23 protein-coding genes are annotated in these 25,745 nt (G+C 41.7%); 7 read left to right on the forward strand and 16 right to left on the reverse strand.

The window, feature by feature from the left end; translation table 11 throughout:
* Nucleotides 1–48: 48 nt before the first annotated feature.
* The 3 genes from betT to J8L98_RS15405 all read right to left on the reverse strand — a co-directional run bounded on the left by betT (nucleotide 49) and on the right by J8L98_RS15405 (nucleotide 4,186).
* Entirely contained in the window at nucleotides 49–2,019 is a 1,971-nt protein-coding gene (betT, locus tag J8L98_RS15395) for a choline BCCT transporter BetT (RefSeq protein ID WP_210997164.1), read from the reverse strand.
* A gap of 194 nt (nucleotides 2,020–2,213) precedes the next feature.
* A complete protein-coding gene (gene fghA, locus J8L98_RS15400; RefSeq protein ID WP_210997165.1) occupies nucleotides 2,214–3,053 on the reverse strand; it encodes an S-formylglutathione hydrolase in 840 nt (279 codons plus the stop codon).
* Between the two features lie 11 nt (nucleotides 3,054–3,064).
* Complete coding sequence (locus tag J8L98_RS15405; RefSeq protein WP_192507748.1) at nucleotides 3,065–4,186, reverse strand: S-(hydroxymethyl)glutathione dehydrogenase/class III alcohol dehydrogenase; 1,122 nt, start codon at nucleotides 4,184–4,186, stop codon at nucleotides 3,065–3,067.
* A gap of 97 nt (nucleotides 4,187–4,283) precedes the next feature.
* Between J8L98_RS15405 and J8L98_RS15410 the strand changes: the two genes are divergently transcribed.
* Nucleotides 4,284–5,183 (forward strand): LysR family transcriptional regulator, encoded by a 900-nt coding sequence (locus J8L98_RS15410; RefSeq protein ID WP_210997166.1) that lies wholly within the window; start codon nucleotides 4,284–4,286, stop codon nucleotides 5,181–5,183.
* Here the strand turns inward: J8L98_RS15410 and J8L98_RS15415 are convergent.
* Nucleotides 5,107–6,798: a SulP family inorganic anion transporter gene (locus tag J8L98_RS15415; RefSeq protein WP_210997215.1), complete on the reverse strand. Its 1,692-nt coding sequence runs from the start codon at nucleotides 6,796–6,798 to the stop codon at nucleotides 5,107–5,109. The genes J8L98_RS15410 and J8L98_RS15415 overlap by 77 nt on opposite strands.
* A 157-nt stretch (nucleotides 6,799–6,955) precedes the next feature.
* Here J8L98_RS15415 and J8L98_RS15420 point away from each other — a divergent pair, with 157 nt between their 5' ends.
* From J8L98_RS15420 to J8L98_RS15435, 4 genes are all read left to right on the forward strand, one after another.
* A complete protein-coding gene (locus J8L98_RS15420) occupies nucleotides 6,956–8,167 on the forward strand; it encodes a lipoprotein-releasing ABC transporter permease subunit (protein WP_210997167.1) in 1,212 nt (403 codons plus the stop codon).
* A complete protein-coding gene (gene lolD / locus J8L98_RS15425; RefSeq protein WP_210997168.1) occupies nucleotides 8,160–8,867 on the forward strand; it encodes a lipoprotein-releasing ABC transporter ATP-binding protein LolD in 708 nt (235 codons plus the stop codon). Before J8L98_RS15420 ends, lolD begins: the two co-directional genes overlap by 8 nt.
* A complete protein-coding gene (locus J8L98_RS15430; RefSeq protein ID WP_210997169.1) occupies nucleotides 8,860–10,089 on the forward strand; it encodes a lipoprotein-releasing ABC transporter permease subunit in 1,230 nt (409 codons plus the stop codon). Before lolD ends, J8L98_RS15430 begins: the two co-directional genes overlap by 8 nt.
* A 669-nt stretch (nucleotides 10,090–10,758) precedes the next feature.
* Nucleotides 10,759–11,196, forward strand: a complete 438-nt coding sequence (locus tag J8L98_RS15435) for a DUF4826 family protein (protein ID WP_192507743.1) — start codon at nucleotides 10,759–10,761, stop codon at nucleotides 11,194–11,196.
* Here the strand turns inward: J8L98_RS15435 and J8L98_RS15440 are convergent.
* From J8L98_RS15440 to cspD, 8 genes are all read right to left on the reverse strand, one after another.
* Complete coding sequence (locus J8L98_RS15440; protein ID WP_192507742.1) at nucleotides 11,180–11,638, reverse strand: GNAT family N-acetyltransferase; 459 nt, start codon at nucleotides 11,636–11,638, stop codon at nucleotides 11,180–11,182. The genes J8L98_RS15435 and J8L98_RS15440 overlap by 17 nt on opposite strands.
* A 140-nt stretch (nucleotides 11,639–11,778) precedes the next feature.
* Nucleotides 11,779–12,933: a cupin domain-containing protein gene (locus J8L98_RS15445; RefSeq protein WP_210997170.1), complete on the reverse strand. Its 1,155-nt coding sequence runs from the start codon at nucleotides 12,931–12,933 to the stop codon at nucleotides 11,779–11,781.
* A 63-nt stretch (nucleotides 12,934–12,996) separates the two neighbouring features.
* Entirely contained in the window at nucleotides 12,997–14,367 is a 1,371-nt protein-coding gene (gene purB, locus J8L98_RS15450) for an adenylosuccinate lyase (RefSeq protein WP_210997171.1), read from the reverse strand.
* A gap of 34 nt (nucleotides 14,368–14,401) precedes the next feature.
* Complete coding sequence (gene hflD, locus J8L98_RS15455) at nucleotides 14,402–15,004, reverse strand: high frequency lysogenization protein HflD (RefSeq protein WP_192507739.1); 603 nt, start codon at nucleotides 15,002–15,004, stop codon at nucleotides 14,402–14,404.
* A complete protein-coding gene (gene mnmA / locus J8L98_RS15460) occupies nucleotides 15,004–16,104 on the reverse strand; it encodes a tRNA 2-thiouridine(34) synthase MnmA (RefSeq protein ID WP_192507738.1) in 1,101 nt (366 codons plus the stop codon). Before mnmA ends, hflD begins: the two co-directional genes overlap by 1 nt.
* 82 nt (nucleotides 16,105–16,186) lie before the next feature.
* On the reverse strand, nucleotides 16,187–16,822 hold the full coding sequence (locus J8L98_RS15465; RefSeq protein ID WP_210997172.1) for a pseudouridine synthase: 636 nt from the start codon (nucleotides 16,820–16,822) through the stop codon (nucleotides 16,187–16,189).
* 184 nt (nucleotides 16,823–17,006) lie between these two features.
* The gene (locus J8L98_RS15470; protein ID WP_210997173.1) at nucleotides 17,007–19,229 is read right to left on the reverse strand and encodes an NADP-dependent isocitrate dehydrogenase; all 2,223 of its coding nucleotides are present in this window, start codon (nucleotides 19,227–19,229) and stop codon (nucleotides 17,007–17,009) included.
* Nucleotides 19,230–19,506: 277 nt separating this feature from the next.
* On the reverse strand, nucleotides 19,507–19,725 hold the full coding sequence (gene cspD, locus J8L98_RS15475) for a cold shock domain-containing protein CspD (RefSeq protein WP_010363137.1): 219 nt from the start codon (nucleotides 19,723–19,725) through the stop codon (nucleotides 19,507–19,509).
* A gap of 197 nt (nucleotides 19,726–19,922) precedes the next feature.
* Here cspD and clpS point away from each other — a divergent pair, with 197 nt between their 5' ends.
* Nucleotides 19,923–20,240 (forward strand): ATP-dependent Clp protease adapter ClpS, encoded by a 318-nt coding sequence (clpS, locus tag J8L98_RS15480; RefSeq protein ID WP_192507735.1) that lies wholly within the window; start codon nucleotides 19,923–19,925, stop codon nucleotides 20,238–20,240.
* 29 nt (nucleotides 20,241–20,269) lie between these two features.
* Nucleotides 20,270–22,537: an ATP-dependent Clp protease ATP-binding subunit ClpA gene (clpA, locus tag J8L98_RS15485; protein WP_210997174.1), complete on the forward strand. Its 2,268-nt coding sequence runs from the start codon at nucleotides 20,270–20,272 to the stop codon at nucleotides 22,535–22,537.
* Between the two features lie 172 nt (nucleotides 22,538–22,709).
* Here clpA and infA read toward each other — a convergent pair whose 3' ends face one another.
* The 4 genes from infA to trxB form a co-directional block, all read right to left on the reverse strand.
* A complete protein-coding gene (gene infA / locus J8L98_RS15490) occupies nucleotides 22,710–22,928 on the reverse strand; it encodes a translation initiation factor IF-1 (protein ID WP_058029687.1) in 219 nt (72 codons plus the stop codon).
* A gap of 171 nt (nucleotides 22,929–23,099) precedes the next feature.
* Nucleotides 23,100–23,837 carry an arginyltransferase gene (locus tag J8L98_RS15495; RefSeq protein ID WP_210997175.1) on the reverse strand — a complete coding sequence of 246 codons (738 nt, stop codon included), beginning with the start codon at nucleotides 23,835–23,837 and terminating at the stop codon, nucleotides 23,100–23,102.
* Nucleotides 23,830–24,546, reverse strand: a complete 717-nt coding sequence (gene aat, locus J8L98_RS15500; RefSeq protein WP_210997176.1) for a leucyl/phenylalanyl-tRNA--protein transferase — start codon at nucleotides 24,544–24,546, stop codon at nucleotides 23,830–23,832. The genes J8L98_RS15495 and aat overlap by 8 nt, the downstream gene beginning before the upstream one ends.
* 97 nt (nucleotides 24,547–24,643) lie before the next feature.
* The gene (gene trxB / locus J8L98_RS15505) at nucleotides 24,644–25,594 is read right to left on the reverse strand and encodes a thioredoxin-disulfide reductase (RefSeq protein ID WP_192507731.1); all 951 of its coding nucleotides are present in this window, start codon (nucleotides 25,592–25,594) and stop codon (nucleotides 24,644–24,646) included.
* Nucleotides 25,595–25,745 lie beyond the last annotated feature (151 nt).

A 25,745-nucleotide genomic window follows, 5' to 3' on the forward strand; every position in this document is an offset into this window, starting at 1 on the left:
CAGGGCGCTCACAATGAGCGCCTTTTTGCTTATTAAAGTTCATGCGCGTTAACGTACGGTATGTAAAAAATGCATATGTTTATGGTACTGATCTAAAACATCGTTAATAACGGCCTCTTTTGACCAACCCATAATATCGTAGTCTTGCCCACCTTCACGTAAATGTACTTCGGCACGATAATATTTATCTTCGCTATCATCATCTTCTTCTTCAACGTAGCTTGGTTTATCTGATGATCTTCTACGTACTTCATATTTGAAATCAAGCTCTTCGCCAAGTAGTACTAATAAGCTAATTCGGCCAAGCTTTTCATCTTGTTCTATTTGCGTTTCAATATTATGTTGTTTTAACTCACTTGCTACGGAGTTAACGGCCGCCAAAGCAGCATTATTGATAAACTTGTTAACGTTGGGCTTACTTGGAAAATCTACGATGTTACCTAAGCGCTCTTGCCAACTGGTTGCGGTATTACCGTTAGCAGGTGTTAGCTGAGCAATGTTAAGCTGTAAACTTTCACGTTTGGCGACATCAACTCTGAGTGCTTTAATTAAGCCCCATGTGGCAATAAGTAGAATGACAGCGAAGGGCAGAGCACTGGCGATTGTCATTGTTTGCAATGCACCAAGACCCCCGGCAATTAACAGTACTGCAGCAACAACGCCTTCACCGCCTGCCCAATAAATTCTCTGCCAAATAGGCGTATTGTCGTTACCGTTTGAACACAGCATATCTACAACCATTGAACCAGAGTCAGATGACGTTACGAAGAATATAATCACCATTAACGTTGCGACAAATGAAAGTACTCCTGACATGGGAAATTGTTCAAGAAATACAAAAATAGAGACAGCTACGTCTTTTGAAACGGCATCGCCTAAACTTGTCACGCCTTTATTTATTATTAAATCAATGGCTGAGTTACCAAAAAAGGTCATCCACATGAGCGTGAAGCCTGTTGGAATGAAGAGCACACCCATGGCAAATTCACGGATAGTTCGACCGCGAGACACCCGGGCGATAAAAAGTCCCACAAAGGGTGCCCAAGACATCCACCAACCCCAATATAAGATTGTCCAGCCACCTAGCCACTCAGTTTTTTCATAAGCGAACAAATTAAAGGTGTTACGCACTATATCAGCGGTATAGGCGCCTACATTTTGGACAAATGCCTGTAGTAAATAAATAGTAGGGCCCAGTATGAGCACAAATAGCAACATGAGCACAGCTAAACCCATATTGAGTTCTGATAAACGACGGATCCCTTTATCTAGACCCGTGGTAACTGACAAAATAGCTAAACCAGTCACTACGGCAATTAAGACAACCTGAGTTGTCAAGCCCACAGGCACATCAAATAAGTAATTTAGACCGGAATTGACTTGTAGAACACCGTAACCCAGAGAAGTTGCAACCCCAAATACAGTGCCAATTACAGCAAAAATATCGACCGCATGACCAATTGGGCCATAGATCTTATCGCCGATCAGAGGATAAAGTGCCGAACGAAGCGTCAGTGGTAAGCCATGTCGGTAGCTAAAGAACGCGAGGATCAGGGCCACAATGGCGTAAATTGCCCATGCGTGCAGACCCCAGTGAAAGAAGGTTATTTTCATTGCTTCTCTCGCCGCTTCGACACTGCCAGACTCCGCCACGGGAGGAGAGAGGAAGTGCATAACCGGTTCAGCAACCCCGAAGAACATCAGACCAATCCCCATACCGGCTGAAAATAGCATGGCAAACCAGGTTGTATGACTGTAATCAGGGGTTGAGTGATCGGGCCCAAGTTTGATGTTGCCAAACCTAGATAACCCCAAGTACGCCACTGTAATAAGAATAATGGCGACAGTAAGAACGTAAAACCAGCTGGCAGTATGGACAATACTGGCTTGTAAAGATTGAAATAAGGTATCTGCGGTTTTTGGCATAAATGCCGTAAAGATGACCAAGAAAATGATCAAACCAGACGCGCAGTAGAAAACCGGTGGATTCAACTTTGCTTTGACGCCATGTTCGGACATAGTGTTCCCCATGTGTATTACTGACAGACTCTGTTGCGAGTTTGTAGAGTCTAAAGAAGCAAAAAGCTTTAAGGTAAAAGGACTTATATAATAGCACAGATATTAATAAAAAATATTAAGAGGGCAGGCGTGGCGTAATGATAGATTCTAAAAATAAGAGCATTGCTAATAAATGCTCTTACTCTTGGTTTTTGTTAAAAGTGTTTAGCGTGAAATTTTAGGTGTTTTTCAATATAACTGGCAATAAAGAAATAACTATGATCATACCCGTCACACATTTCTAGTTGCAGAGGGTAATTTTGCTCTGTGGCCACTTTTTGCAAATGCCAAGGCTGTAATTGTTCATCTAAAAAGTTATCGGCGGTCCCCTGACTGACTAGCATGGGGAGAGGGCGCGCATATTGCTTATTCTTTATGAGTAAAACCGCATCGTGGTTTTGCCAGTGAGTTTTATCATCTCCCAAATAACCGGACAGCGCTTTGATGCCCCAAGGGCATGCTGAAGGGTGAACTATCGGGCTAAAAGCTGAAATACTGCTGTAACGCGTTGCGTTCTTAAGCCCTAAAGTTAATGCTCCATGGCCGCCCATTGAATGGCCGCTAATTGCGCGCGCTTTACTGACTGGGAAATGATTTTCAATGAGGTTAGGGAGTTCTTTAACCACATAATCATACATTTGGTAATGGGTATGATAAGGAGGCTGTGTAGCATTCAGATAAAACCCTGCACCTAACCCAAAATCGTAGGCCGTATGTTCGTCATCTGGCACACTTTCGCCTCTAGGGCTGGTATCTGGCGCGACAATAGCGATACCGAGTTCATTGGCAACTTTAAACGCCCCCGCTTTTTGCATAAAGTTTTCATCGGTGCAGGTTAACCCTGATAACCAATATAAAACGGGAAGCTGTTTACCTGAGTTCGCAGTTTCTGGCAAAAATATGGCAAAGGTCATATCACATTGCGTTGTTTGGCTGGCGTGGCGATATCGCTTATGCCAGCCGCCAACGACTTTATTGCTGGCGACTAGTTCCATAACTTATCCCTCTAAAAGTGGATGACTGAACGAATGCTTTTGCCTTCATGCATTAAATCAAATGCATCGTTGATCCCTTCAAGTTTCATGGTGTGAGTGATAAAATCATTCAGTTTAAATTCACCGGCCATGTAGCGTTCGACTATTTCAGGTAACTCTGAACGGCCTTTAACGCCACCGAATGCGCTGCCGCGCCATACTCGGCCAGTAACAAGTTGAAATGGGCGAGTAGAAATTTCTTTGCCAGCTCCTGCAACACCAATAACAACAGATTCGCCCCAACCTTTATGGCAACACTCTAGTGCTGAGCGCATCACATCTACATTACCAATACATTCAAACGAGAAATCAACGCCACCATCTGTCATTTCTACGATTACATCTTGAATTGGTTTATCGTAGTTTTTAGGATTGATAAGATCGGTTGCGCCAAGTTTGGTTGCCAGCTCAAATTTATCTTCATTGATATCAACACCAATGATACGTTTAGCCCCAGCCATTGTTGCGCCAATGATGGCTGATAAGCCAATGCCACCTAAGCCAAAAATAGCAACGGTGTCGCCATTTTGTACTTTGGCGGTGTTCATGACCGCACCCATACCTGTGGTTACACCACATCCAAGCAAGCAGATTTCTTCTAATGGCGCTTCTGGGTTTACCTTTGCTAATGAAATTTCAGGCAATACCGTAAATTCAGAGAAGGTGGATGTGCCCATATAATGGTAAATTGGTTCACCATCTTTAAAAAAGCGGGTTGTTCCATCAGGCATTAGGCCCTTACCTTGCGTTTCACGGATTTGCTGGCATAAGTTAGTTTTACCAGAGGTACAGAACTTACATTCACCACATTCTGGCGTGTATAGAGGGATAACATGATCGCCAATCGCAACACTGGTTACACCTTCACCAACGGCTTCGACAATGCCCGCACCTTCATGCCCTAGAATGGCTGGGAATATGCCTTCAGGATCTTCACCTGATAAGGTGAATGCGTCAGTATGACATACACCCGTAGCCATAATTTTAACCAATACTTCCCCTTTTTTAGGCATCATAACATCCACTTCTTCAATACTCAGTGGTTGACCCGGACCCCAGGCAATAGCGGCTTTAGATTTAATAAACTCAGACATAATTACTTCCATCTACATTGATTTTGTAAACAGTATAATTACTTTATTATTTTTGATAATCTTTAATTATAAAAAATACTTTTACAGATTTGTAATAATGGATAGATGGATTGGTATTGATGAATTCGTTGCGGTTGCAACAAGTGGTTCATTTACACAGGCGGCTAAGATCCTAGATACTTCGGTTGCACAAGTGAGTCGACGGGTCAAAGAGCTAGAGCAGCAATTAGATCATCAGCTACTGACGAGAACCACTCGAAAATTGGCATTAACGCAAGAGGGTGAAGTGTTTCTAACCCATGCGAGACATTTACAGCATGCATATGATGATGCCACATTGGCACTGCGCCAAAGAGACCAGCAACCAACAGGCACGCTTAAACTGACCGCGCCTGTAATGTATGGTGAACACTATATAATGCCGATTGTTCACGACTTTATGGCAAGTTACCCTAAAGTAAAAGTGGAAATGTTACTGTCGAATGAGCAACTAGACTTAGTGGCTATGGGCTTTGATATTGCAATTCGTTTGGGTCATTTGAAAGACTCAAGCTTGAAAGCAAGGCGGCTTTCGTGGCGAAATACGTTAGTTTGTGCGTCACCTGAGTATTTGAATCATCATGGGCAACCGCATAGCTTGAATGAATTGGCGGAACATGCTTGTTTAGTGGGAAATAGCAGTTATTGGCGTTTTTTCGATAAGAATAAAGAGCGAAATATTAAAGTCAGCGGACCGTTGAGCTGTAATAGTGGTTGGGCTTTGCTCGATGCTGCGTGTAAAGATTTAGGGTTAGTCCAGCTGCCACATTACTATGTCGAAAAAGCATTAGAAAACAAGCAGCTGATAGAGATATTACCAAGCTTTAAACCAAAGCGTGAAGGGATCTGGGCGGTTTATCCGCCCAGACAATATATGCCGACTAGCTTACGCTTGCTGCTGGATTATTTGGCTGCACATTTTGACCCGCAAACTCCATCGCAGAGAGGGCTTGATTGAGCGCATCTTCACGGCTATCACAAAAAGCATCGCTACCGAGTTTTTCACGAATGTTAAATCGATGAAGGCGATCGCAAGTCTCTTTGTTTGGTGAGAAAATAAAGACTTTACAATTGGCATCGAGTGCATCCTTAATTGCATTCTCAAGTGCTAAGCTTACGGTGACATCAAGCATCGCAACATCACTTAAATCAAGTACCATAGCCTGGTATTTGTTGATATCACGATGTTGGCGTGCAATCGCTTTAGAGACACTAAAAATCATGGGGCCAGAGAGATAAAAATAGAGCAATTGTCCTTTGGCTTGTTCAAATAAGTTGCGCTCTAGTTCAGTCATTGGCACATCGTCGTCGGTATCACTAATGGCTTTCACTTGCTCGGCTTGTACTTGACTTAAGCGCTCGATCACCAGAATGTTTGATATAAACACACCGAGACCAACTGCGACAATTAGGTCAACGAAAACAGTCAATAGCATGACACCGTACATAATAGCCATTTGCATTAGACTAAGTTTGTGGGCACGTTGGATAAAGCTCCAATCTAAGATATTGAAACCAACGTACACGGCAATACCTGCGAGTACGGCCATCGGAATGGGTTCGGTTAAACTACCAGCAACAAAGACAACAGCCATTAAAATTAACGCACGAAAAATCCCAGCCAGTGGAGAACGTGCGCCAACTTGTACATTAACGACGGTGCCCATGGTTGCGCCTGCGCCTGGGAGTGCACCACACAAACCGGATATCATATTTGCAATACCTTGACCGCGAAGTTCTTTATCGGAGTCGTGTTCGGTACGCGTTAAGCTATCGCCAATAACAGCGGTTAATAGGGTATCAATGCACCCCAATGTACCTAAGACCAACGCATCAATCACCATCTCAGTAAACAAATCGGCGGTAAAAGTTGGCCAAACGATAGAGGGGAGTCCACTGGGGATTTCGCCAATTCTACGGATACTGTCAGTATCAAATAAGATAATCGAGACTAAAGTAATAGCAACGAGGGCTACCAGTTGAGCAGGTACATACTGACGGTATTTCTGCGGTAAGTAAAACAGAATCCCTAAGGTTAGAATACCGAGAAACAATTCAGAAAAATGTAAATCTAACAGTAAACTTGGAAGTGCTTCAAGGGTACCAATCACACCGCCCATAGGCGCTTTATGGCCTAATAATGGCGCTAGTTGTAAGATGATAAGTATTACGCCAATACCTGACATGAATCCTGAAATAACACTATAGGGCATTAATGTTACATACTTACCAAGTTTGAGCGTACCGAGCAGTATTTGAAATGCGCCAGCCATCATGACCACAGTGAAACCCATTGCCAAGCCATTTTCAGGATAGGTGGCCATCATGGTTGTGAGCACCGCGGTCATAATAACCGTCATCGGACCTGTTGGTTCTGAGATCAAAGAAGTGGAGCCGCCAAATAAGGCAGCAAATAGGCCTACGAGGATCGCTCCCCACATACCGGCTTCAGCGCCAGCACCTGAGGCAACACCAAATGCTAGGGCCAGAGGTAGAGAAATTATCGCAGTGGTTACACCACCGAATAAATCTCCCTTTAAATTCATGTGCTTAAATCGAGATAAAGACAACATTGGACTTCCATACCGCGAGATTTCACGCATTTTACACTAAATTGTCCCTTTAACTATCAGAACTTCAATATTTTTTTACAATTTGCCGCGTACCCAAGCCATATTGCTTTGTGGTAGTATCGCTTACTATTAGCCTTGAATGTAGACATAATCAACCATGTTTCAACCAGTTAGCCTATTTGTTGGGTTAAGATATGCCAAAGCAGCGAAGGGAAATGCTTTCATTTCTTTCATTTCTTTTTTTTCTATCGCAGGAATTGCGTTAGGTTTAATGTCTCTGATCACGGTTAGCTCAGTTATGAATGGTTTTGAGCAGTCGTTAAAAAGTGCAATGTTAGATCTCATTCCTCATGTGCAATTAAAAGCAGATAATGCTGAGAATGCACAAATAGAACAAGTCTTATCGCGATTAAACACACATGCAATGGTAGAGCGTGCTCAACCCTATATTACGTCTGATGTGATTTTACAAACCAACCAAGAATTAATGGGAGTTAGATTACAGGGACTATTTAGCGGATATGATAATGCAGTAAGTAAGCATATTGAATTGGGTAAATTACAAACACTCGATAAAAAAAAGTATCAATTGGTGCTGAGTCGATATTTAGCGAATAAGCTTGGCATTGGTGTCGGCGACAAGGTTCGGGTAATTTTACCCGAAGTAACCAGTTATACGCCATTAGGTCGAGTGCCGATGCAGCGTTTATTTACAGTAGCCGCTTTATATAATTCAAAAAGTGAAGCTGATATGCATTTGGCATTTTCAGATGGCAAAAGCTTGAGGCGATTGATGAGGCGAGCCGATAATAGTGACATGGATATAAGCATCACGTTAAAAGATGCATTTGCATTAGTACCTTTTTATGCTTCAGTTACGGACTTATTGAGCCGGTATGAAAAGGATGATTGGCAGACTCAGCAAGGGGCTTTGTTTGCAGCTGTTGCGATGGAAAAGCGCGTCATGTCAATGTTATTGGGCTTAATCGTCATTGTCGCAGTATTTAATATATTATCAGCGCTATCTATGATGGTTCGAGAGAAACAAGGAGAAGTTGCAATATTGCAAACGCTTGGATTTACACCCAACATGATTGGCAGAGTCTTTATGGTACAAGGCCTTTATAATGGTTTAGTAGGGACTGTAATTGGTTCGATCTTGGGACTGATAGTTGCAAGTAATATCAACGAAGTGTTGGATATTTTAGGCTTGTCTTTATTAGGTGGCGCTAAGCTTCCGGTATTATTTTCGCCAATAGGACTGATTTCAATGGCGACCGCCAGCATTGCAATGAGCTTTATTGCAACGCTATATCCTGCTAAAAAAGCAGCTAACGTATTACCCGCTGAGGTTTTGAGATATGAGTAATTTGGTAATTGAATGTAAGCAGTTGGGTAAGTCGTATCAAGATGGGAAAAATCAAGTTGAGGTTTTAAAAGGCGTTAACTTATCAGTGACACAAGGTGAAATGTTGGCAATTGTGGGCAGCTCTGGGTCTGGTAAAAGTACACTTTTACATATTCTGGGTACTTTAGATAAAGCATCAAGTGGCAACGTAAAAATTAAGGGTCAAGAAGTAGCTGCCTTATCTCGCAACAATCAAGCTGAATTTAGAAATCAATATTTGGGTTTTATTTATCAGTTTCATCATTTACTGATGGAATTTACTGCGTTAGAAAATGTGGCGATGCCGCTTCTGATCCAAGGGATAAAAAAGCAACAAGCACAACTCAGCGCAAATGAGATGCTAGATAAGGTAGGACTAGCGCACAGGGCGGATCATAAACCATCGGAACTCTCTGGTGGTGAGCGCCAACGGGTTGCGATTGCACGTGCTTTAGTGACTAAACCGGCTTTAGTATTAGCGGATGAGCCCACGGGCAATTTAGACAAGCATAACGCGATGAAAATATACGAGCTTTTATCACAATTGAATCGTGAATTACAAACCAGTTTTGTGGTGGTGACGCATGATTTGGAATTAGCGGCAAAGTTAGGCCGAAGTGTACAGCTGGATGATGGAGTACTGTCAGAGGCTGCGGTTAAACCCGGAGTTAAGCATGCTTAGTCTTTATTTAAGTAAGCGGTTTCGTCAATCTAAGCGAAAAACTGGGTTTGTTAGTTTGTTAAGTAAAGCATCAACGTTAGGTGTGATGCTGGGGGTTGCGGTACTGATCATTGCATTGTCGGTTATCAACGGCTTTGAACAACAACTAGAAGAACGATTATTGTCTGTTGTGCCCCATGTTAGTTACGAAGCACCCTATGATCCCATTAATGATTGGCACGCTAAAGTCGAGTTATTAAATCAGCATCAGGCTATTTCGGCTGCGGCGCCTGAAATCAACTTAACGGCTATGGTGCAATTTAAAGGGCAACTTAAAGCCGCAAAAGTCAAAGGTGTGGAGCCGAATATTCATGCAAAGGTTTCCTCAGTATCGCGTTATATTGAGGGACGTAACTTAGATGAATTAGATGCGGGCACGCTGATTTTAGGTAGTCGTATTGCTGCGAGCTTGAATTTGACACTTGGCGATAAAGTAACGTTACTGGTCGCCAATAAACAGGCTGAGCAGCCACTTTCAGCACCAAAGCGTATTGGTGTCACGCTTATTGGCTTGGTTAAAATGGGTGGTCCAATCGATGAATCTATTGCATTGGTCAATTTGGCTGATTTACAGAGCGCATTGGGTTTGGAACCGAACCAAACAACAGGGCTAAGGGCGAAAGTACAAGACGTGTTCAATGCACATCAAATAGCCATGACGGCTGGTAGTAGCTTGCCTGATTTAGTGTATGTGAATAGCTGGTTTAGAACCCAAGGGAGCTTATATCAAGATATTCAAATGGTACGCACCATCGTTTTTTTGGTGGTATTTTTGATTATCGCAGTTGCGAGTTTTAATATTGTTTCCTCAATGGTGATGGAAGTGAAAGAGAAACAAGCAAGTATAGCGATACTTAAAACGATGGGCGCCAAAGATCGAACGATATTTGCAACATTTGCCTTACAAGGAGTTGGCTATGCAGTAATTGGTGCCCTGTTTGGCACTATCATAGGGGTATTACTGGCGATTAATTTGCCTGACTTATTCAATGCCATATTCACTCAAACTGATAATAACCCGTTGGCAGGGGTCTATTTTGTTGAATTTTTACCGTCTAAATTGATTTGGTCTGATATTTTAGTCACGTTAGGAGTAACTTTTATTTTGGCATTACTGGCGAGTGTTTATCCCGCTTGGCAAGCAACTAAAACAGCACCAGCCTCTGTATTAGGCAACGGCTAAAGCGTGGATTAGGCTGAGTAGTTTACTAATAACTCAGCTGCTACGAGCTCGTATGAACATTGCCTTTGGAGGTGGTTTTCTGTCATGCTGCTTCGGGTATATGTTACGTTTTTATTGGCGCGACTATAGAATTAAAAACAAGCAGAAGATGCTTATTTCTGACGGTATTGCTAACGAATGAATGGGAATTTTGAGTTTGTTACACTCTGTGTCCAAGCGGTTAGCGATACTGATAGGCTTGTTAAGATTTGGATTACGTGCTGGTAAGTTTACTCATATACCGACAAGCTAGCAGATGGTAACGCTACTGAATAGTGCTTTGAAAGCGAGGCCACTTTGAGCTATTTGTATGGTTATAAACCAAAAGCTGCTATCCGTTTTGATGACATTAATGTCCGATACTATGATGCTGGCGATTGTGTATTTAATTTAACGCATTAATGTGAGTTGGCATAAGAACCAATAAAATGCTGCTATATACTGAATATAACGCACTTATTATGATTTTAGCCTCGTTTTGGCTCAGGTTATTTACTGAAAATTAGGTTTTGTGGCGTATAAATATTGTCAAAAGTAAAACTCTGATAAATATATGGCACCATTTTGGTTGCAAGTAGCTAGGCAAACCCTTACATTAATGTCATTAAATTAGTATTAAGAAGTAATAATATGAGTGAACAGCAGCAACCTGAACTAACAAAAGAACAAAAACAACAAAGAGAAATTCAATGGCAAAGAGAGTGTTTTCAAAATGCCCAAAAACACCTAGCCGAAAAAGGTATTATTCCCAATGCTGTCATAGACAAAGACAGTCGTTTTTTAGCACCACTGTGTGCCGTATGGAAAATGAAAGCACAAAATGGTAAAACATATTGGGTGATTACGGGCAGGTTACCTACAGATCATGTTGAAGTAACAGCTGCGACGTCGGCACGCGCGGTGATGAAACACTTTTCATACCAATGGCAAATAAAAGCGGATTCAATAATGGCGAATGCTGGGCACGATCCATCTCAAGTTGAGTTTGCAAACTTGCTAATTAGCCGTGCCCATGGCTTGTATGATGTGGCCGATAATGACCAATTATGGGCTAATGAAGCATCGTAAAAGGGTCCGTTTTAAATGAAGAAATAGGGCACTTGAGCTTTTGTCTTGGGATCCCTGCTTCCATAAAAACACAACCTTGCTTTAAAAACCCACTTTCAATGAAGTTGGGCACTTCTTGCAGTATACAATTCACAAAGATATCATTTAAGCCTCTCTCTTTTGCGATGTACACAAGGAAGTTAAGGAGAGAGCTGTACGCAGAGCGATTTCGATGGGCCTGTATCACTGCAATACGGCTGATCAGTCCGTCAGGACACAATCGACCAGTGCCAACGGGTTCATGTTTTTCATCGCTGATTATTACATGTTCTGAATGTGAGTCTAATCCATCAAATTCTACTTCCATAGGCATATGGAATTCATAGACAAAGACACGCTCTCTTATTTGCTTTAACTGTTTTTGAGTTTGCTGCCAATTGACTCTGTCGACGTGGTAATTCATGATTCCTCCGCAAAGCACAAAACCATGGCTTTAACCTGCTAACTAAGTGCAAACAGCCACACTTATTCATAATGATGAATAAGTTAAACTTAAAAAAGCAGGGGAAACCTGTGATCCGTATACAGTAAGGTAATACGAGATCAGTCATCTTCTTGTAAGAAATACGTTCCCTCATTTATTAGTTTAGTTAACATTTGTGCAAATTCAATGCAATTTAATGATTCTTCCAACATAGAAGCTGAAAAGCAAGGAAAATCAGTCAGTAACTTAATTGCTTCTAAGTGCTTTAGTGCTAGGTTAAAGGTTTCTCCGTTAACACTTAAAACGATAGAGTCAGCTAGTTTTTGATAAATTGCTCTGACGCCACCAGCACGTTCTATTATGTCATTCGGTGTAATGTAACTTTCCAGCTCTGTATGTTGTAGGGGGGTTTCAAGTGGTGCCAAGTCCATATCATGCTTAGGTTGGCTGAGCATAGCACCAAGCCAATGCTTTAGCTGGTCAGGGTCGTTCAGGGCATCTTGCATAAGTGCCTGAATACCAGCTACTTCTTGTGAACTCAATTCACCCTTTGAATCACGAAGAGACAACATAGGATCGGAATACCGCGTATTTCCAGTTTCAGAGTCAATGAGGTGGTCGGCAAAGCCGGATAAAAAATCTTTCTGGTCCGGTGCTCTAAAACCAACGGAGTAGTTAAGTGCATTTTCTACCGCATAGCCTTCATGGGGGCATCCTGGTGGTATATATAAAATATCGCCAGGCTCTAGCACAGCATCAATAGTGGCATTAAACTGCTCAACTTGAAGTAGGCTTTTATTTTGTGCAAATTGCTTTAGGCTTGCATCAGGTAAACCTACACGCCAGTGGCGTTTTCCTTGTCCTTGAATTATAAACACGTCATATTGATCTAAATGTGGTCCCACACCACCGTGAGGTGTAGAGTAGCTGACCATTAAATCATCTATGCGCCAGTTAGGTATAAAGCGAAATGGTTCAAGTAGTTGCGCAGCAATTGGGTGCCAATGATCAACGGCTTGAACAAGTAACGTGCTATGCTGGTCTGTCAGTTTAGCAAAATCTTCAAATGGCCCATGGAACGATTGCCAATCGTTATTATGATTAGTGATTAAACGTGACTCTATACTTTCTTCCATCGCAAGCCCCGCAAGCTCTTCAGGCTCGATAGGGTCTTCAAATTCAGTAAAGCCACCTTTGATCAGTAAAGGACGTTTTTGCCAATATTGTGAGAGAAACTCAGCTTGGCTTAATTGGTTTATTGTCAATTCGTACATGGTTATTCCATAAAAAAAGCGAAAGAGGAGCTCTTTCGCTTTAAAATTTAACTTACGAGCGAGTTATACTAGTTCGTCGATAAATGCTTCAGCACGACCAATGTAGTTTGCTGGTGTCATTAATTTCATTTCAGCTTTAGCGTGATCAGGCAGTTCCAAACCGTCTATAAACTCAGCCATGATCTCTTGATTAACACGCTTACCACGGGTCAGTTCTTTTAGCTTTTCATATGGCTTTTCAATACCGTATTTACGCATCACAGTTTGAATTGGCTCTGCAAGTAGCTCCCAGTTTTGGTCTAGCTCTTCGAGTAAACGATCAGCGTTTACTTCAAGCTTGCTCACACCTTTAAGGGTAGCTTGGTATGCAATCAGCGTATAACCCATACCGACACCTAGGTTACGTAACACGGTAGAATCCGTTAAGTCACGTTGCCAGCGAGATACGGGTAATTTTTGTGCTAGGTGCGAGAAAATCGCATTGGCTAGTCCTAAGTTACCTTCTGAGTTTTCGAAGTCAATTGGGTTTACTTTATGCGGCATAGTTGATGAACCAATTTCACCAGCAATGGTTTTCTGCTTAAAGTGATTTAGTGCTATATAACCCCATGCATCACGATCAAAATCGAGTAAAATCGTGTTAAAGCGGGCTACTGCATCAAAAAGCTCGGCAATATAGTCATGCGGCTCAATTTGAGTTGTGAATGCATTCCAGGTCAAACCGAGGCTTGTCACAAACTGTTCTGCATGTTGATGCCAGTTATAGTCAGGGTATGCACTTAGGTGTGCGTTGTAGTTACCTACAGCACCATTGGCTTTACCAAGAATAGAAACTGCCGCAATTTGATTACGCTGACGTTGTAAGCGTACATACACGTTTGCAAACTCTTTACCCATAGTTGATGGAGACGCAGGTTGGCCGTGCGTACGAGTCATCATTGGGATTGAGCGGTATTCAATCGCTTTTTCTTTGATTGCAGCAAGCAATTTGTCACAATAAGGTAGCAATACTTCATCACGCGCTTCTGTTAGCATTAGGCCGTGAGATAGATTGTTGATATCTTCAGAGGTACAAGCGAAATGAATGAATTCGTTTACAGCGTGTAATTCAGCGTTATCAGCAACTTTTTCTTTTAGTAAATACTCAACGGCTTTAACATCGTGGTTCGTTGTGCTTTCAATTTCTTTTACGCGTGCAGCATCGGCTTCACTAAAATTGGTCACTATGCTGTCTAGAAGCGCATTTGCTTCATCACTAAATGCAGGCACTTCTGCAATGCCTTCAGCTTTCGCTAAAGCTTGCAACCAGCGTACTTCAACCGTTACACGGTATTTAATTAAGCCAAACTCACTGAAGATGCCTCTAAGCTCAGCAGTTTTACTGCCGTAGCGACCATCTACTGGAGAGATAGCGGTTAACGCTGAAAGCTCCATAATTTCTCCTAAACTAATTGGTTTTGAACGATATTTAAATTCTATTTTGTGCTTCAGCGATAATTTTCTTTTTACCAAAGAAAAACTGACGGCGTTTGCCACCTAGTTGTCGCCAAAGTACTGCGCTGCGGATCCCTGCAAGGAGCAGCGCTCTAATTTTTTGTTGAGTGCCAGGTTGCTTCAAAATCTCTGGTTTGCCAAAGATTTGAATTTTTTGTCCTAACGGACTCAATACTTCACTATATATGTCAGCAAATGCGGCGATGATAGTACTATCACACACCTCAAAGTGTTGTAATTGACGCTCTACATCTTTTAAACGGCGAGCCAGCTCACTTAACGCTTGAGGGTTATTAGCAAGCGCTCTTTCTAATTGCATTAGCCCACCAACATACTTGACCATTTCAACGTCTTTTTCACCAGCTGGGGTTAATTGCTCAACCAAAGTCCGTAAACCAGACTTCAGAGCAAAGCTGTCTTCATAGACATCGGAAGGTTTTTCTGGGGAAAGATTCACAATACTTTTTAAAAAGCTTGCAACATCTGTTTCAGCAAACTGTCCATATTTAGAGACCTTTTGAACTAGCTTGGTAATTTGACACATAGCCGCAAGCGGCATGACATATTCTGCTGCCATTATTTAATCACCGAGTCTATAATGCCGCCACCTAAGCATACGTCATTTAAATAGAAAACGGCAGATTGGCCTGGTGTGACAGCTTTTTGAGGCGCGTCGAATAACACGCGAGCCAACCCATCTTGACCAACGAGCAAGGTACATGCAATATCGGTTTGGCGGTAGCGAGTTTTTACCGTGCAGCGTAGTGTGCCTTGTGGGCCAACTCTATCGACCCAATGTAACTGATCAGCATTTAAACCGTTGCTGAATAGGCGAGGATGGTCTTTACCTTGGCCAACCACTAAAACGTTGCGTTCAATGTCTTTATCTACCACATACCATGGCTCGCCGTTACCTTCTTTCATGCCGCCAATTAATAAGCCTTTTCGTTGACCAAGGGTATGGTACATAAGGCCTTCATGATCGCCGACGGTTAGTCCATCCGTGTCTTCTATCTTACCAGGTTGTGCTGGTAAGAATTTTTGCAAAAAGTCTTTAAACTTGCGCTCACCAATAAAGCAAATACCGGTACTGTCTTTTTTGTCATGGGTAATTAAATCTTGTTCTTCAGCAATGCGGCGCACTTCTGGTTTTTCTATTTCGCCGACCGGAAAAAGGGTTTGTGCGATATGTTCATGACTTAATGTGTATAAGAAGTAGCTTTGATCTTTGTTGTCATCGAGCCCACGACACATAACAAATTTACCGTCACGTTCTTCACGCTGTACATAATGCCCTGTGGCAATATAATCGGCACCAAGTGCTTGTGCGGCAAACTCTAAAAAGGCTTTAAATTTAATTTCTTTGTTACACATAATATCAGGATTTGGTGTACGGCCTGCTTTATATTCAGCGAGGAAGTACTCAAATACATTGTCCCAATACTCTGCGGCAAAGTTAACAGTGTGGAGTTCAATATTTAACTTATCACATACTGCTTGGGCATCTTTTAAGTCTTCAGCAGCAGCGCAATATTCATCATTATCATCTTCTTCCCAGTTTTTCATGAATAGGCCTTCTACTTGGTAGCCTTGTTCTTTTAATAGGTAAGCTGAAACTGAAGAATCAACACCGCCGGACATACCAACGATGACTTTAATGTGACTATTATCGCTCATAATTTTTGCTGTAAATCTATGTGATTTTTAAAGGCCGTGATTATAGCACGCAAATGTGTGTGGCTAAAAGTCGAGATGAATATCATCGGTTATTTAGTACTTTATATTGGCCGTTTTTTAATCCGTCGAGCGTAAATTTACCGATCTGGGAGCGAATTAGTCGTAGTGTCGGGTGACCAATATGTGCGGTCATTCTGCGAACTTGCCTATTCTTTCCCTCATTAATGGTGACGCTTAACCACGTCGTTGGGATATTTGCTCGTTCTCTTATTGGTGGGTTACGTGGCCAAATACTCGGTTCAGGAATTATTATTACTTTCGCAGGGCGTGTCAAACCATCTTTGAGCTCGACGCCAGAACATAACGCATCAATGTCTTTTTGCTCAGGAACTCCTTCAACTTGAACCCAGTATGTTTTGTCGGTTTTTTTCTTTGGGTCGGTGAGCTTGTGCTGTAATTTACCACAATTTGTGAGTAGCAATAACCCTTCGCTATCTCTATCCAGCCGGCCAGCAGCATACACTCCTTTTTCTTTCACATATTGTGCAAGTGTTTCACGGTTTTGATCATCAGTGAACTGACACAACACATCGAACGGCTTATTGAACAAAACAATTTTGACATCTTCTGGCGCAATGCTTGGTTTTGTTGTTTTTCGGTGACTTGGTCGTGAGGATTTTGGTGTGTTTCGAGAAGATGAACGTGCTTTGTATACCATGTTATAACCGAGCGTGAAAGTCGAGGAGCTAGATTATATCAATTGACGTGCAAGAGTGCCCACATTTTGTGACTTTGGTCGCAGATTTAATTTTTACAGGTAAAATATGACTTGCTCAAGGCGTATAGTCTATCAAAGAAAAAGGGTAGCAATGGCTACCCTTTAAATTAAGAAATATTAACAATTATACAAGGGTTGCCAGGATATCGTTAAATGTTTTGCTCGGACGCATTGCTGCATAGGCAATATCGTCATTAGGCTGGAAGTAACCGCCAACGTCTTTAGCCACGCCTTGAGCATTGTTTAGCTCGTCAACGATTGTTTGTGCCTGTGCTGTTAGTGTTTCAGCGTAAGCAGCGAATGTAGTTTGAAGTTCAGTATCAGTTGTTTGAGCCGCCAAAGATTGAGCCCAATAAAGTGACAAGAAGAAATGACTACCTCGGTTATCCAGCTCATTTACACGGCGAGAAGGTGATTTATTTTCATCTAAGAATTTGCCTGTTGCTTGATCAAGCGTATCAGCAAGTACTTGTGCTTTGGCATTACCAGTAGTTTGACTCAGGTGCTCAAGTGACGCCGCTAGCGCTAAAAACTCACCCAAAGAATCCCAACGTAAGTGGTTTTCTTTTTCAAATTGTTGCACATGCTTAGGTGCTGAACCACCCGCGCCAGTTTCAAATAGGCCACCACCATTCATTAGTGGCACGATAGACAGCATTTTTGCGCTGGTACCTAGCTCAAGAATTGGGAATAAATCAGTCAAGTAATCACGTAGTACGTTACCTGTAACTGAAATGGTATCTTTTCCTTCTTTCATGCGCGCTAACGAGTACTCTGTTGCTGCAACAGGTGCTTTGATCAGCAGCTCTAAACCAGCAGTGTCATGATCTGCAAGGTATGTGTTTACTTTTTCAATAAGCTGAGCGTCGTGAGCTCGGTTTGCATCTAACCAGAATACAGCTGGAACACCGGTTGCGCGAGCACGGTTTACAGCAAGTTTAACCCAATCTTTAATTGGCGCATCTTTTACCTGACACATGCGCCAGATATCGCCTTGCTCAACATCATGTTGAAGTAGCACGGTATCATTTGCATCTACAACGCGAATTGTACCTGCTGATGGTGCTTCAAATGTTTTATCATGAGAACCATACTCTTCTGCTTTTTGTGCCATTAGGCCCACGTTCGGGATAGTACCCATTGTACGAGGATCAAACGCACCGTGTTCTTTACAGAAGTCGATAGTTGCTTGGTAAACGCCAGAATAACAACGGTCAGGAATAACAAAGCTGGTATCTTGCTGCTTACCTGCTGTGTTCCACATTTGACCGCTTGTACGAATAGCTGCTGGCATTGACGCATCAATGATCACGTCACTTGGGACGTGTAGGTTTGTGATACCACGATCGGAATCAACCATTGCAATGCTTGGGCTACTTTCATATACGGCTGCGATATCAGCTTCTACTTCAGCACGCTTTGCGTCATCTAGTTGTTGTATTTTTGTATATACATCACCTAAACCGTTGTTTACGTCAACACCTAGCTCTGCAAATAGTGCAGCATGTTTAGTGAATACGTCTTTATAGAATACTTTAACAGCATGGCCAAAAATGATGGGATCAGATACTTTCATCATTGTTGCTTTCATATGCAATGAGAATAGTACGCCTTTATCTTTTGCTGATGCAATCTCCGCGGCAAGGAAGTCTTGCAATGCAGAAACACTCATACGCGAAGCATCAATAATTTCGCCTGCTAACAATGCAGTGCTTGCTTTAAGCGTAGTTACATCACCATTACTTGCAACATGCTCAATGCGCACATTAGTGGCTTGCTCAACCGTAGTTGACTGCTCTGAACCGAAGAAATCGCCATCAGTCATGCTTGCAACATAAGACTGTGAATCTTTAGCCCATGCGCCCATTGAGTGTGGGTTTTTACGTGCATATGCTTTTACTGATGCTGGTGCGCGGCGGTCAGAGTTACCTTCACGAAGTACTGGGTTTACTGCGCTGCCTTTGATTTTATCGTAAGTTGCTTTAATCGCAGCTTGCTTTTCATCTTGTGGCTCAGCTGGGTAATCAGGAAGTGGATAGCCTTTTGCTTGAAGTTCTTTAATGGTTGCATGTAATTGTGGTACAGATGCACTGATGTTAGGCAGTTTGATGATATTTGCTTCAGGCGTTTTAGCAAGCTCACCAAGTTCAGCAAGTGCATCACCGATACGTTGCTCTTCAGTTAAAAAGTCAGGGAAATTAGCAATGATACGGCCAGCTAATGAAATATCTCGAGTCTCGACTTCTACACCGGCTACGTTAGTGTACGCCTGAATAATAGGGAGTAAAGAGTAAGTTGCTAAAGCTGGAGCTTCATCTGTTTTAGTGTAAATAATTTTTGATGTCATCATCATTCCTAGAATTTGTGGCCTCTAAAAGCCATTCAACAATGCAAAGGGAACGCTATGTTGCCTAAGGCAAAAGGGTATAGCAAGTTTGTTAGATATTTTTACTTTAGGTAAAATAATAATATCTAACCCACCTAATAGACGTAGCAATTGTATCAATCATTACATATTGGGGCTAATTCAAAAAATTAAAGTTCCAGAATGAAAAAATATAAGGAAGTTTTAGAAAATGAAGCGAGCAGCGAATGCGACTCGCTTTATATAGTCATCGCTGCTGTTACACTAACAATTCACCGCTTGGCGCGATGTTGGTAGCGTGCAACCCTTTCGGGCCTTCTTGCAGCTCGAATGTTACACCTTGACCAGCTTTAAGTGTTTTGTATCCATCCATTACAATCGTCGAGTAATGGGCAAAGATATCTTCCTCGCTGCCGTCTTCTACGATGAAACCAAACCCTTTGGCGTTATTGAACCACTTGACTTTTCCGCAAGCCATACTTCTACATCCTTCTATAAGTGACTAAATTTAGTTAATCTAAACTTTATAATTTGCTAGACTGCCCATATAAAGCAATCTAGTACGACTGTAGTTTAAATAGGCAGTCAGTCAAGTTATTTACTATTTTTTTTAACATTTTATTTATTTTCTAATTCAAGTTTGCTTGAGTTACCAAGACAAGACTATATTTAATTATGAGTGGGACAAAAGATTCAGGTGTTATAGACACGGTACGTGAAAGTGAGAAGCAAAAGCTTAGCCCTCCGCGTAAGTACAAGGTCATTTTAAACAATGACGATTACACTCCAATGGATTTTGTAATCGAAATTTTAGTGACATTTTTTAATATGGATAGCGAAAGAGCAACTGATGTGATGTTACAAATTCATCACGAAGGGAAGGCTGTATGTGGAATATATCCTGCCGATATAGCGCACACAAAGGCTGAGCAGGTCAATCGTTACGCTCGCGACAATGAACACCCGTTGCTTTGTAGTTGTGAGCAAGAATAACCTTTTTAATTCTCGTTTGGGGGTTGCCAATGCTAAACAAAGATCTAGAAATAACCTTAAACGCCGCATTTCGTGAAGCTCGTACACGCCGTCATGAATTTATGACAGTAGAGCACTTACTTTTGGCGCTTATTGATAATCCATCTGCAGGAGAAGCGTTAGGCGCCTGTGGTGTTAATACTGAAACTCTAAAGCGAGAGCTGTCAGAGTTTATAGATGAGACAACGCCGGTCTTACCAGATTTAGAAGAAGATAGAGAGACTCAGCCTACACTTGGGTTTCAGCGAGTGTTACAGCGTGCTGTGTTCCATGTTCAATCGTCAGGGCGTAGTGAAGTTACAGGTGTAAATGTACTTGTGGCTATTTTTTCAGAGCAAGAGAGTCAAGCTGTATATTTGCTTAAGAAAAGTGATATTAGTCGGTTAGATATTGTTAACTTTATATCCCATGGTATCGCTAAGTCAGACGATGATGAGTCGGATCATGACGATCATGAAGAAATACATGAAGAATCAAATGACATTCAAAATGAAGAGAAATCTAAATTAGAAAACTTCACTGCGAATCTGAATGTAATGGCACAAGCTGGTCAGATCGACCCATTAGTGGGCCGTGATGAAGAAGTCGAACGAACGGTTCAGGTGCTATGTCGTCGTAAAAAGAATAACCCTTTGCTTGTGGGTGAAGCTGGTGTTGGTAAAACAGCGATAGCCGAAGGGTTGGCATATCGAATTGTGAACAACCAAGTGCCAGATGTTATCGAAGATGCGGTTGTTTATTCACTGGACATGGGAGCGCTGTTAGCGGGTACTAAATACCGAGGAGACTTTGAAAAACGTTTTAAAGCACTACTGAAAGAGCTGCAAGCAAAACCTCATGCTATTTTATTCATTGATGAAATTCACACAATAATCGGGGCGGGTGCAGCATCTGGCGGAGTCATGGATGCCTCTAATTTAATTAAACCGCTGTTATCGAGTGGCCAATTGCGCTGTATGGGTTCGACAACATACAACGAGTTTAAAAATATCTTTGAAAAAGACAGAGCATTGGTTCGCCGTTTCCAAAAAATTGATGTTGTGGAACCAAGTGTGGCAGATACAACAAAAATTCTATATGGGCTGAAAGAGCGTTATGAAGAACATCATGGCATTCGTTATACGCAAAAAGCGTTGCGAGCTGCCGCTGAGTTAAGTGCAAAGTATATAAATGAACGCCAGCTACCAGATAAAGCAATTGATGTTATTGATGAGGCTGGAGCGAATCAACGTTTGCTTCCGGTGTCACGCCGTAAAAAGACCATTGGTGTATCTGATATTGAAATGATTGTGTCAAAAATTGCGAGGATCCCACAGCAAAGTGTTTCTTCAAGCGACAAAGACACCCTCAAAAACTTGGACCGCAATTTAAAAATGTTGGTTTTTGGACAAGACCAGTCAATCGATGCACTTACGTCAGCGATTAGACTATCTCGTTCAGGGCTTGCAAATGAAGATAAGCCAATAGGCTCATTTTTGTTCGCGGGACCAACCGGAGTTGGTAAAACAGAAGTGACGAAGCAGCTCGGCAAATGTATGGGGGTCGAATTCATACGCTTCGATATGTCAGAGTACTCTGAGCGCCATGCTGTGAGCCGATTAATTGGTGCGCCTCCTGGTTATGTAGGTTATGAACAAGGTGGATTGTTAACTGATGCTGTGATAAAGCATCCTCATTCAGTGGTTTTACTAGATGAAATAGAAAAAGCTCACCCGGATATCTACAACATATTACTTCAAGTTATGGATCACGGTACGCTGACAGATAACAATGGCCGAAAAGCTGATTTTAGAAATGTTGTATTAGTTATGACAACTAATGCTGGTGTTCAGGAAACCGTTCGTCAGTCTATTGGTTTTCAGGAACAAGATCACTCGCATGATGCGTTATCTGAAATCAATAAAGTGTTTACACCAGAGTTTAGAAATCGTTTAGATAATATTATTTGGTTTAATCATCTTGATAAAGAAGTGACGTTACAGGTGGTCGATAAGTTTATTGTTGAGTTACAGGCGCAGCTTGATCGTAAGTCTGTGAACTTAGAGCTCACATCGGCAGCACGGTCTTGGTTGGCAGATTTAGGCTACGATAAGGCGATGGGGGCACGTCCAATGGCACGTGTTATTCAAGAGCAGCTTAAGAAGCCTTTAGCTAACGAAATACTATTTGGCGAGTTAGTCGATGGTGGATCAGTTAAAGTGTGTATTAAGGATAACAAAATTGCATTTACTTATGAAAACGCGCTTGTTTCTGCATAAGCATTCATTATGTAACTAATGTCAAAAAGCCTAGCAATGCTAGGCTTTTTGTTTTGGGCTATATTAAGCCCTGCTCAATAGACTTTTTATAACAACCATTGAGTAGGCTGATTAAACACGTCTATGAGCGACGTATTACAACCTGTTCCAAGAACAGTTCTACACGGTTCGATTAACGAGCACGGAAGACAATGCGTCCTTTGGTTAGGTCGTAAGGGGTCATTTCAACCGTTACTTTGTCACCTGTAAGAATACGGATGTAGTTCTTGCGCATTTTTCCAGAAATATGAGCAACAACCACGTGACCATTTTCTAACTCAACGCGGAACATTGTATTTGGTAAAGTATCAAGGACTGTGCCTTGCATTTCAATTACGTCTTCTTTCGCCATGTGTAGCGTAACACCTCTTTGAATATTTAAACGCAGGAGATTTTGCCCAAAAGCTTGCAATAAGTAAAGGAAAGGGTCAAAAAATTGTTATTTTATTAGGCTATGATGCCGATTAAAGTAGTAAAACGACTTTTTTGGTACGAAATTTAACGAATAGCGATAATGAACGGGTTATTTATTTGCTGTCTTTTTCGTCGTGTTGGTATCGCTGTTAACCCAAATATCATTGATAAAACGTTGTGCAGGTTTATAGTGCGACTTGTATTTCATCTTTTTGCAGCTATCAATTTGGTATCCTAAATATAGATACTGCTTTTTCGCCCTCTGCGCATAATCTATTTGCGCTAATATCATGACAGTTCCAAGGCTATATGATTCGTAATCAGGATCAAAAAAAGTGTAAATGGCAGAGAGAGAATTTGGCATCGTATCGGTTACGGCAACCGCGACCAGTTTATCAAAGTGCCAAAGCTCAATGAAAGTGATGGGTAACCAACGGCAGAACAAAAAGCTTTCGTATTGTAAATGGTTAGGTGGAAACATGCTGCCATCTTGATGCCGTAGTGAAATATACTTTTCGTAGAGTGGGTAGTAGTTAGGGCGTTCTTCATGACTTTCTACAATACTAAATTCATTATTTAGTTTGTTCCACTTACGTTTTTGTGACTTAGATTGCGTAAAATCATAGGTGGGCAGTCGCAGTGATTGACATGCATTACATTTGGGGCAATGCGGGCGATATATTTGGTCACCACTGCGTCGGAACCCTAATTCTAATAAACCTTCAAAACGCTCTGGTGTATAACAATTGTGATCTAAAATAACGAGTAATTGTTCTTGCTGCTCAGGTAAATAACTACAACTAAATTGCTGACTTAAACCAATTTTTGATGGAAAGTGTTCAGTCATATATGTTTTCCAAGGTTTGTGTTAGCCACATGTTGGCAGGCATATCGAACGCGTTTGCTTTGTTAAGTTTAGTCAAAAATTCAGTCCGTGGGATAACTTTTGCACCGAGCGTGTTTAAATAAGGATTTTCTAACTGGCAGTCAATGAAATGCGCATTGTGTCGCTTCAACCAATTAACCAATGCCCACATAGCGAGTTTTGAAGCGTTAGGTTGATTAAAAAACATGGATTCACCGCAGAATACGCCAGATTGCATAATGCCATATAAGCCACCAATCAGGTGTTCTTCATTCCATAGCTCAAGGCTATGTGCAAAACCGGCGTGATGCGCATCCATATACGCTTGAAGTATTTGGCTATTTATCCAAGTCCCTTCACTGTTTAGACGCTGAGTACGGCATGCTGTAATAACATCAGAAAAAGCGTGATTAATTGTAACCTTAGGTTTTATTCGACGCATCGCTTTTCGCAGTGATTTACTAATATGAAACTCATCTAACTCAATGACGCCACGCTCACTTGGCGACCACCACATAATTGGCTCTCGTTCATTGAACCATGGGAAAATTCCTTTGCTATAGGCTGTGCGAAGTCGAGTTAATGATAGACACCCACCTACGGCTAATAAGCCATCTGGATTTGTGAGTGCTAGGTTACATGGGGGAAACTGACAGTTATCACTGGATAAATGAATAATTTGCTGCGTCATAGTAAAAGTTACGAATTACGGTAATTGTAAAATTGGAAATAAAATAACGCAAATTCAAAAAAAATCAAATGGGGGAGAGGCCCCCATTCAATGTAACTTATAGATTATCTAAGTAACGCTCAGCATCTAATGCAGCCATACAGCCTGTACCGGCTGATGTGATTGCTTGGCGGTAAATATGGTCAGATACATCACCAGCTGCGAAAACACCTTCAACGCTCGTCTGAGTAGCGTTACCGTGTAATCCAGACTGGACAACCAAGTAACCATCCTTCATTTCCAATTGTCCTTCAAACATATCTGTGTTTGGCTTATGACCTATTGCAATAAAGACACCTGCTAGATCAAGATCTTCCGTTTTTTCTGAATTTGTTTCTTTGATACGAATGCCTGTTACGCCCATGTCGTCGCCGAGTACTTCATCTAGGTTACGGTTTAAGTGCAGTGTAACGTTACCATTTTTAGCTTTATCCATTAAACGATCTGCAAGGATCTTTTCGCTACGAAATGAATCGCGACGGTGAATAACATGTACTTCATCTGCAATATTTGATAGGTAAAGCGCTTCTTCAACAGCGGTATTACCGCCACCAACAACCGCCACTTTTTGGCCTTTGTAGAAGAAACCATCACAGGTCGCACAAGCGGATACACCACGACCTTGGAAAGCGGTTTCAGACTCAAGACCTAGATATTTTGCCGATGCACCAGTGGCAATGATCAATGCATCACAAGTGTAGGTACCTTGATCACCTGTTAAAGTGAATGGACGTTTTGAAACATCTACTTTGTTAATATGATCAAAAATGATTTCAGTCTCAAATCGTTCAGCGTGCTCTTTCATGCGATCCATTAATGCAGGACCAGTCAGACCATGTGCATCACCAGGCCAGTTTTCAACTTCTGTTGTCGTGGTTAATTGTCCACCTTGTTGCATGCCTGTGATTAGCACCGGGTTTAAATTTGCACGTGCTGCATAAACTGCCGCGGTATAGCCCGCAGGGCCAGATCCTAAAATAAGCAGTTTACAATGTTTACCATCACTCATTATGATTTCCTAAAATGTTATATACTCTGATTGAATGAGGTTGATTCTAAGAAATTCAAGCAAGATGTAAAATAAAATCAACATTTCATTTTTTGATAAATCAGGAAGATGTCAAAAATACTGTACTTGAGCGTTTTTTGCGCCATTGGCA

Origin of the sequence: Pseudoalteromonas sp. MMG013, from assembly GCF_018100885.1 — a bacterium.
Taxonomy (GTDB): Bacteria; Pseudomonadota; Gammaproteobacteria; order Enterobacterales; family Alteromonadaceae; genus Pseudoalteromonas; species Pseudoalteromonas aurantia.

Bases quoted from the DNA above. Each gene is read 5' to 3' on its own strand.
- cspD (WP_010363137.1), bottom strand. From the start codon at position 19,725: ATGGCTTGCGGAAAAGTCAAGTGGTTCAATAACGCCAAAGGGTTTGGT.
- J8L98_RS15415 (WP_210997215.1), bottom strand. From the start codon at position 6,798: ATGTTGTCTTTATCTCGATTTAAGCACATGAATTTAAAGGGAGATTTA.
- J8L98_RS15405 (WP_192507748.1), bottom strand. From the start codon at position 4,186: ATGTCTGAGTTTATTAAATCTAAAGCCGCTATTGCCTGGGGTCCGGGT.
- lolD (WP_210997168.1), top strand. From the start codon at position 8,160: ATGAGTAATTTGGTAATTGAATGTAAGCAGTTGGGTAAGTCGTATCAA.
- aat (WP_210997176.1), bottom strand. From the start codon at position 24,546: ATGACGCAGCAAATTATTCATTTATCCAGTGATAACTGTCAGTTTCCC.
- J8L98_RS15410 (WP_210997166.1), top strand. From the start codon at position 4,284: ATGGATAGATGGATTGGTATTGATGAATTCGTTGCGGTTGCAACAAGT.
- clpS (WP_192507735.1), top strand. From the start codon at position 19,923: ATGAGTGGGACAAAAGATTCAGGTGTTATAGACACGGTACGTGAAAGT.
- infA (WP_058029687.1), bottom strand. From the start codon at position 22,928: ATGGCGAAAGAAGACGTAATTGAAATGCAAGGCACAGTCCTTGATACT.
- fghA (WP_210997165.1), bottom strand. From the start codon at position 3,053: ATGGAACTAGTCGCCAGCAATAAAGTCGTTGGCGGCTGGCATAAGCGA.
- J8L98_RS15435 (WP_192507743.1), top strand. From the start codon at position 10,759: ATGAGTGAACAGCAGCAACCTGAACTAACAAAAGAACAAAAACAACAA.
- mnmA (WP_192507738.1), bottom strand. From the start codon at position 16,104: ATGAGCGATAATAGTCACATTAAAGTCATCGTTGGTATGTCCGGCGGT.
- J8L98_RS15495 (WP_210997175.1), bottom strand. From the start codon at position 23,837: ATGACTGAACACTTTCCATCAAAAATTGGTTTAAGTCAGCAATTTAGT.
- clpA (WP_210997174.1), top strand. From the start codon at position 20,270: ATGCTAAACAAAGATCTAGAAATAACCTTAAACGCCGCATTTCGTGAA.
- J8L98_RS15430 (WP_210997169.1), top strand. From the start codon at position 8,860: ATGCTTAGTCTTTATTTAAGTAAGCGGTTTCGTCAATCTAAGCGAAAA.
- J8L98_RS15465 (WP_210997172.1), bottom strand. From the start codon at position 16,822: ATGGTATACAAAGCACGTTCATCTTCTCGAAACACACCAAAATCCTCA.
- J8L98_RS15420 (WP_210997167.1), top strand. From the start codon at position 6,956: ATGTTTCAACCAGTTAGCCTATTTGTTGGGTTAAGATATGCCAAAGCA.
- J8L98_RS15470 (WP_210997173.1), bottom strand. From the start codon at position 19,229: ATGACATCAAAAATTATTTACACTAAAACAGATGAAGCTCCAGCTTTA.
- hflD (WP_192507739.1), bottom strand. From the start codon at position 15,004: ATGGCAGCAGAATATGTCATGCCGCTTGCGGCTATGTGTCAAATTACC.
- trxB (WP_192507731.1), bottom strand. From the start codon at position 25,594: ATGAGTGATGGTAAACATTGTAAACTGCTTATTTTAGGATCTGGCCCT.
- J8L98_RS15440 (WP_192507742.1), bottom strand. From the start codon at position 11,638: ATGAATTACCACGTCGACAGAGTCAATTGGCAGCAAACTCAAAAACAG.
- purB (WP_210997171.1), bottom strand. From the start codon at position 14,367: ATGGAGCTTTCAGCGTTAACCGCTATCTCTCCAGTAGATGGTCGCTAC.
- J8L98_RS15445 (WP_210997170.1), bottom strand. From the start codon at position 12,933: ATGTACGAATTGACAATAAACCAATTAAGCCAAGCTGAGTTTCTCTCA.
- betT (WP_210997164.1), bottom strand. From the start codon at position 2,019: ATGTCCGAACATGGCGTCAAAGCAAAGTTGAATCCACCGGTTTTCTAC.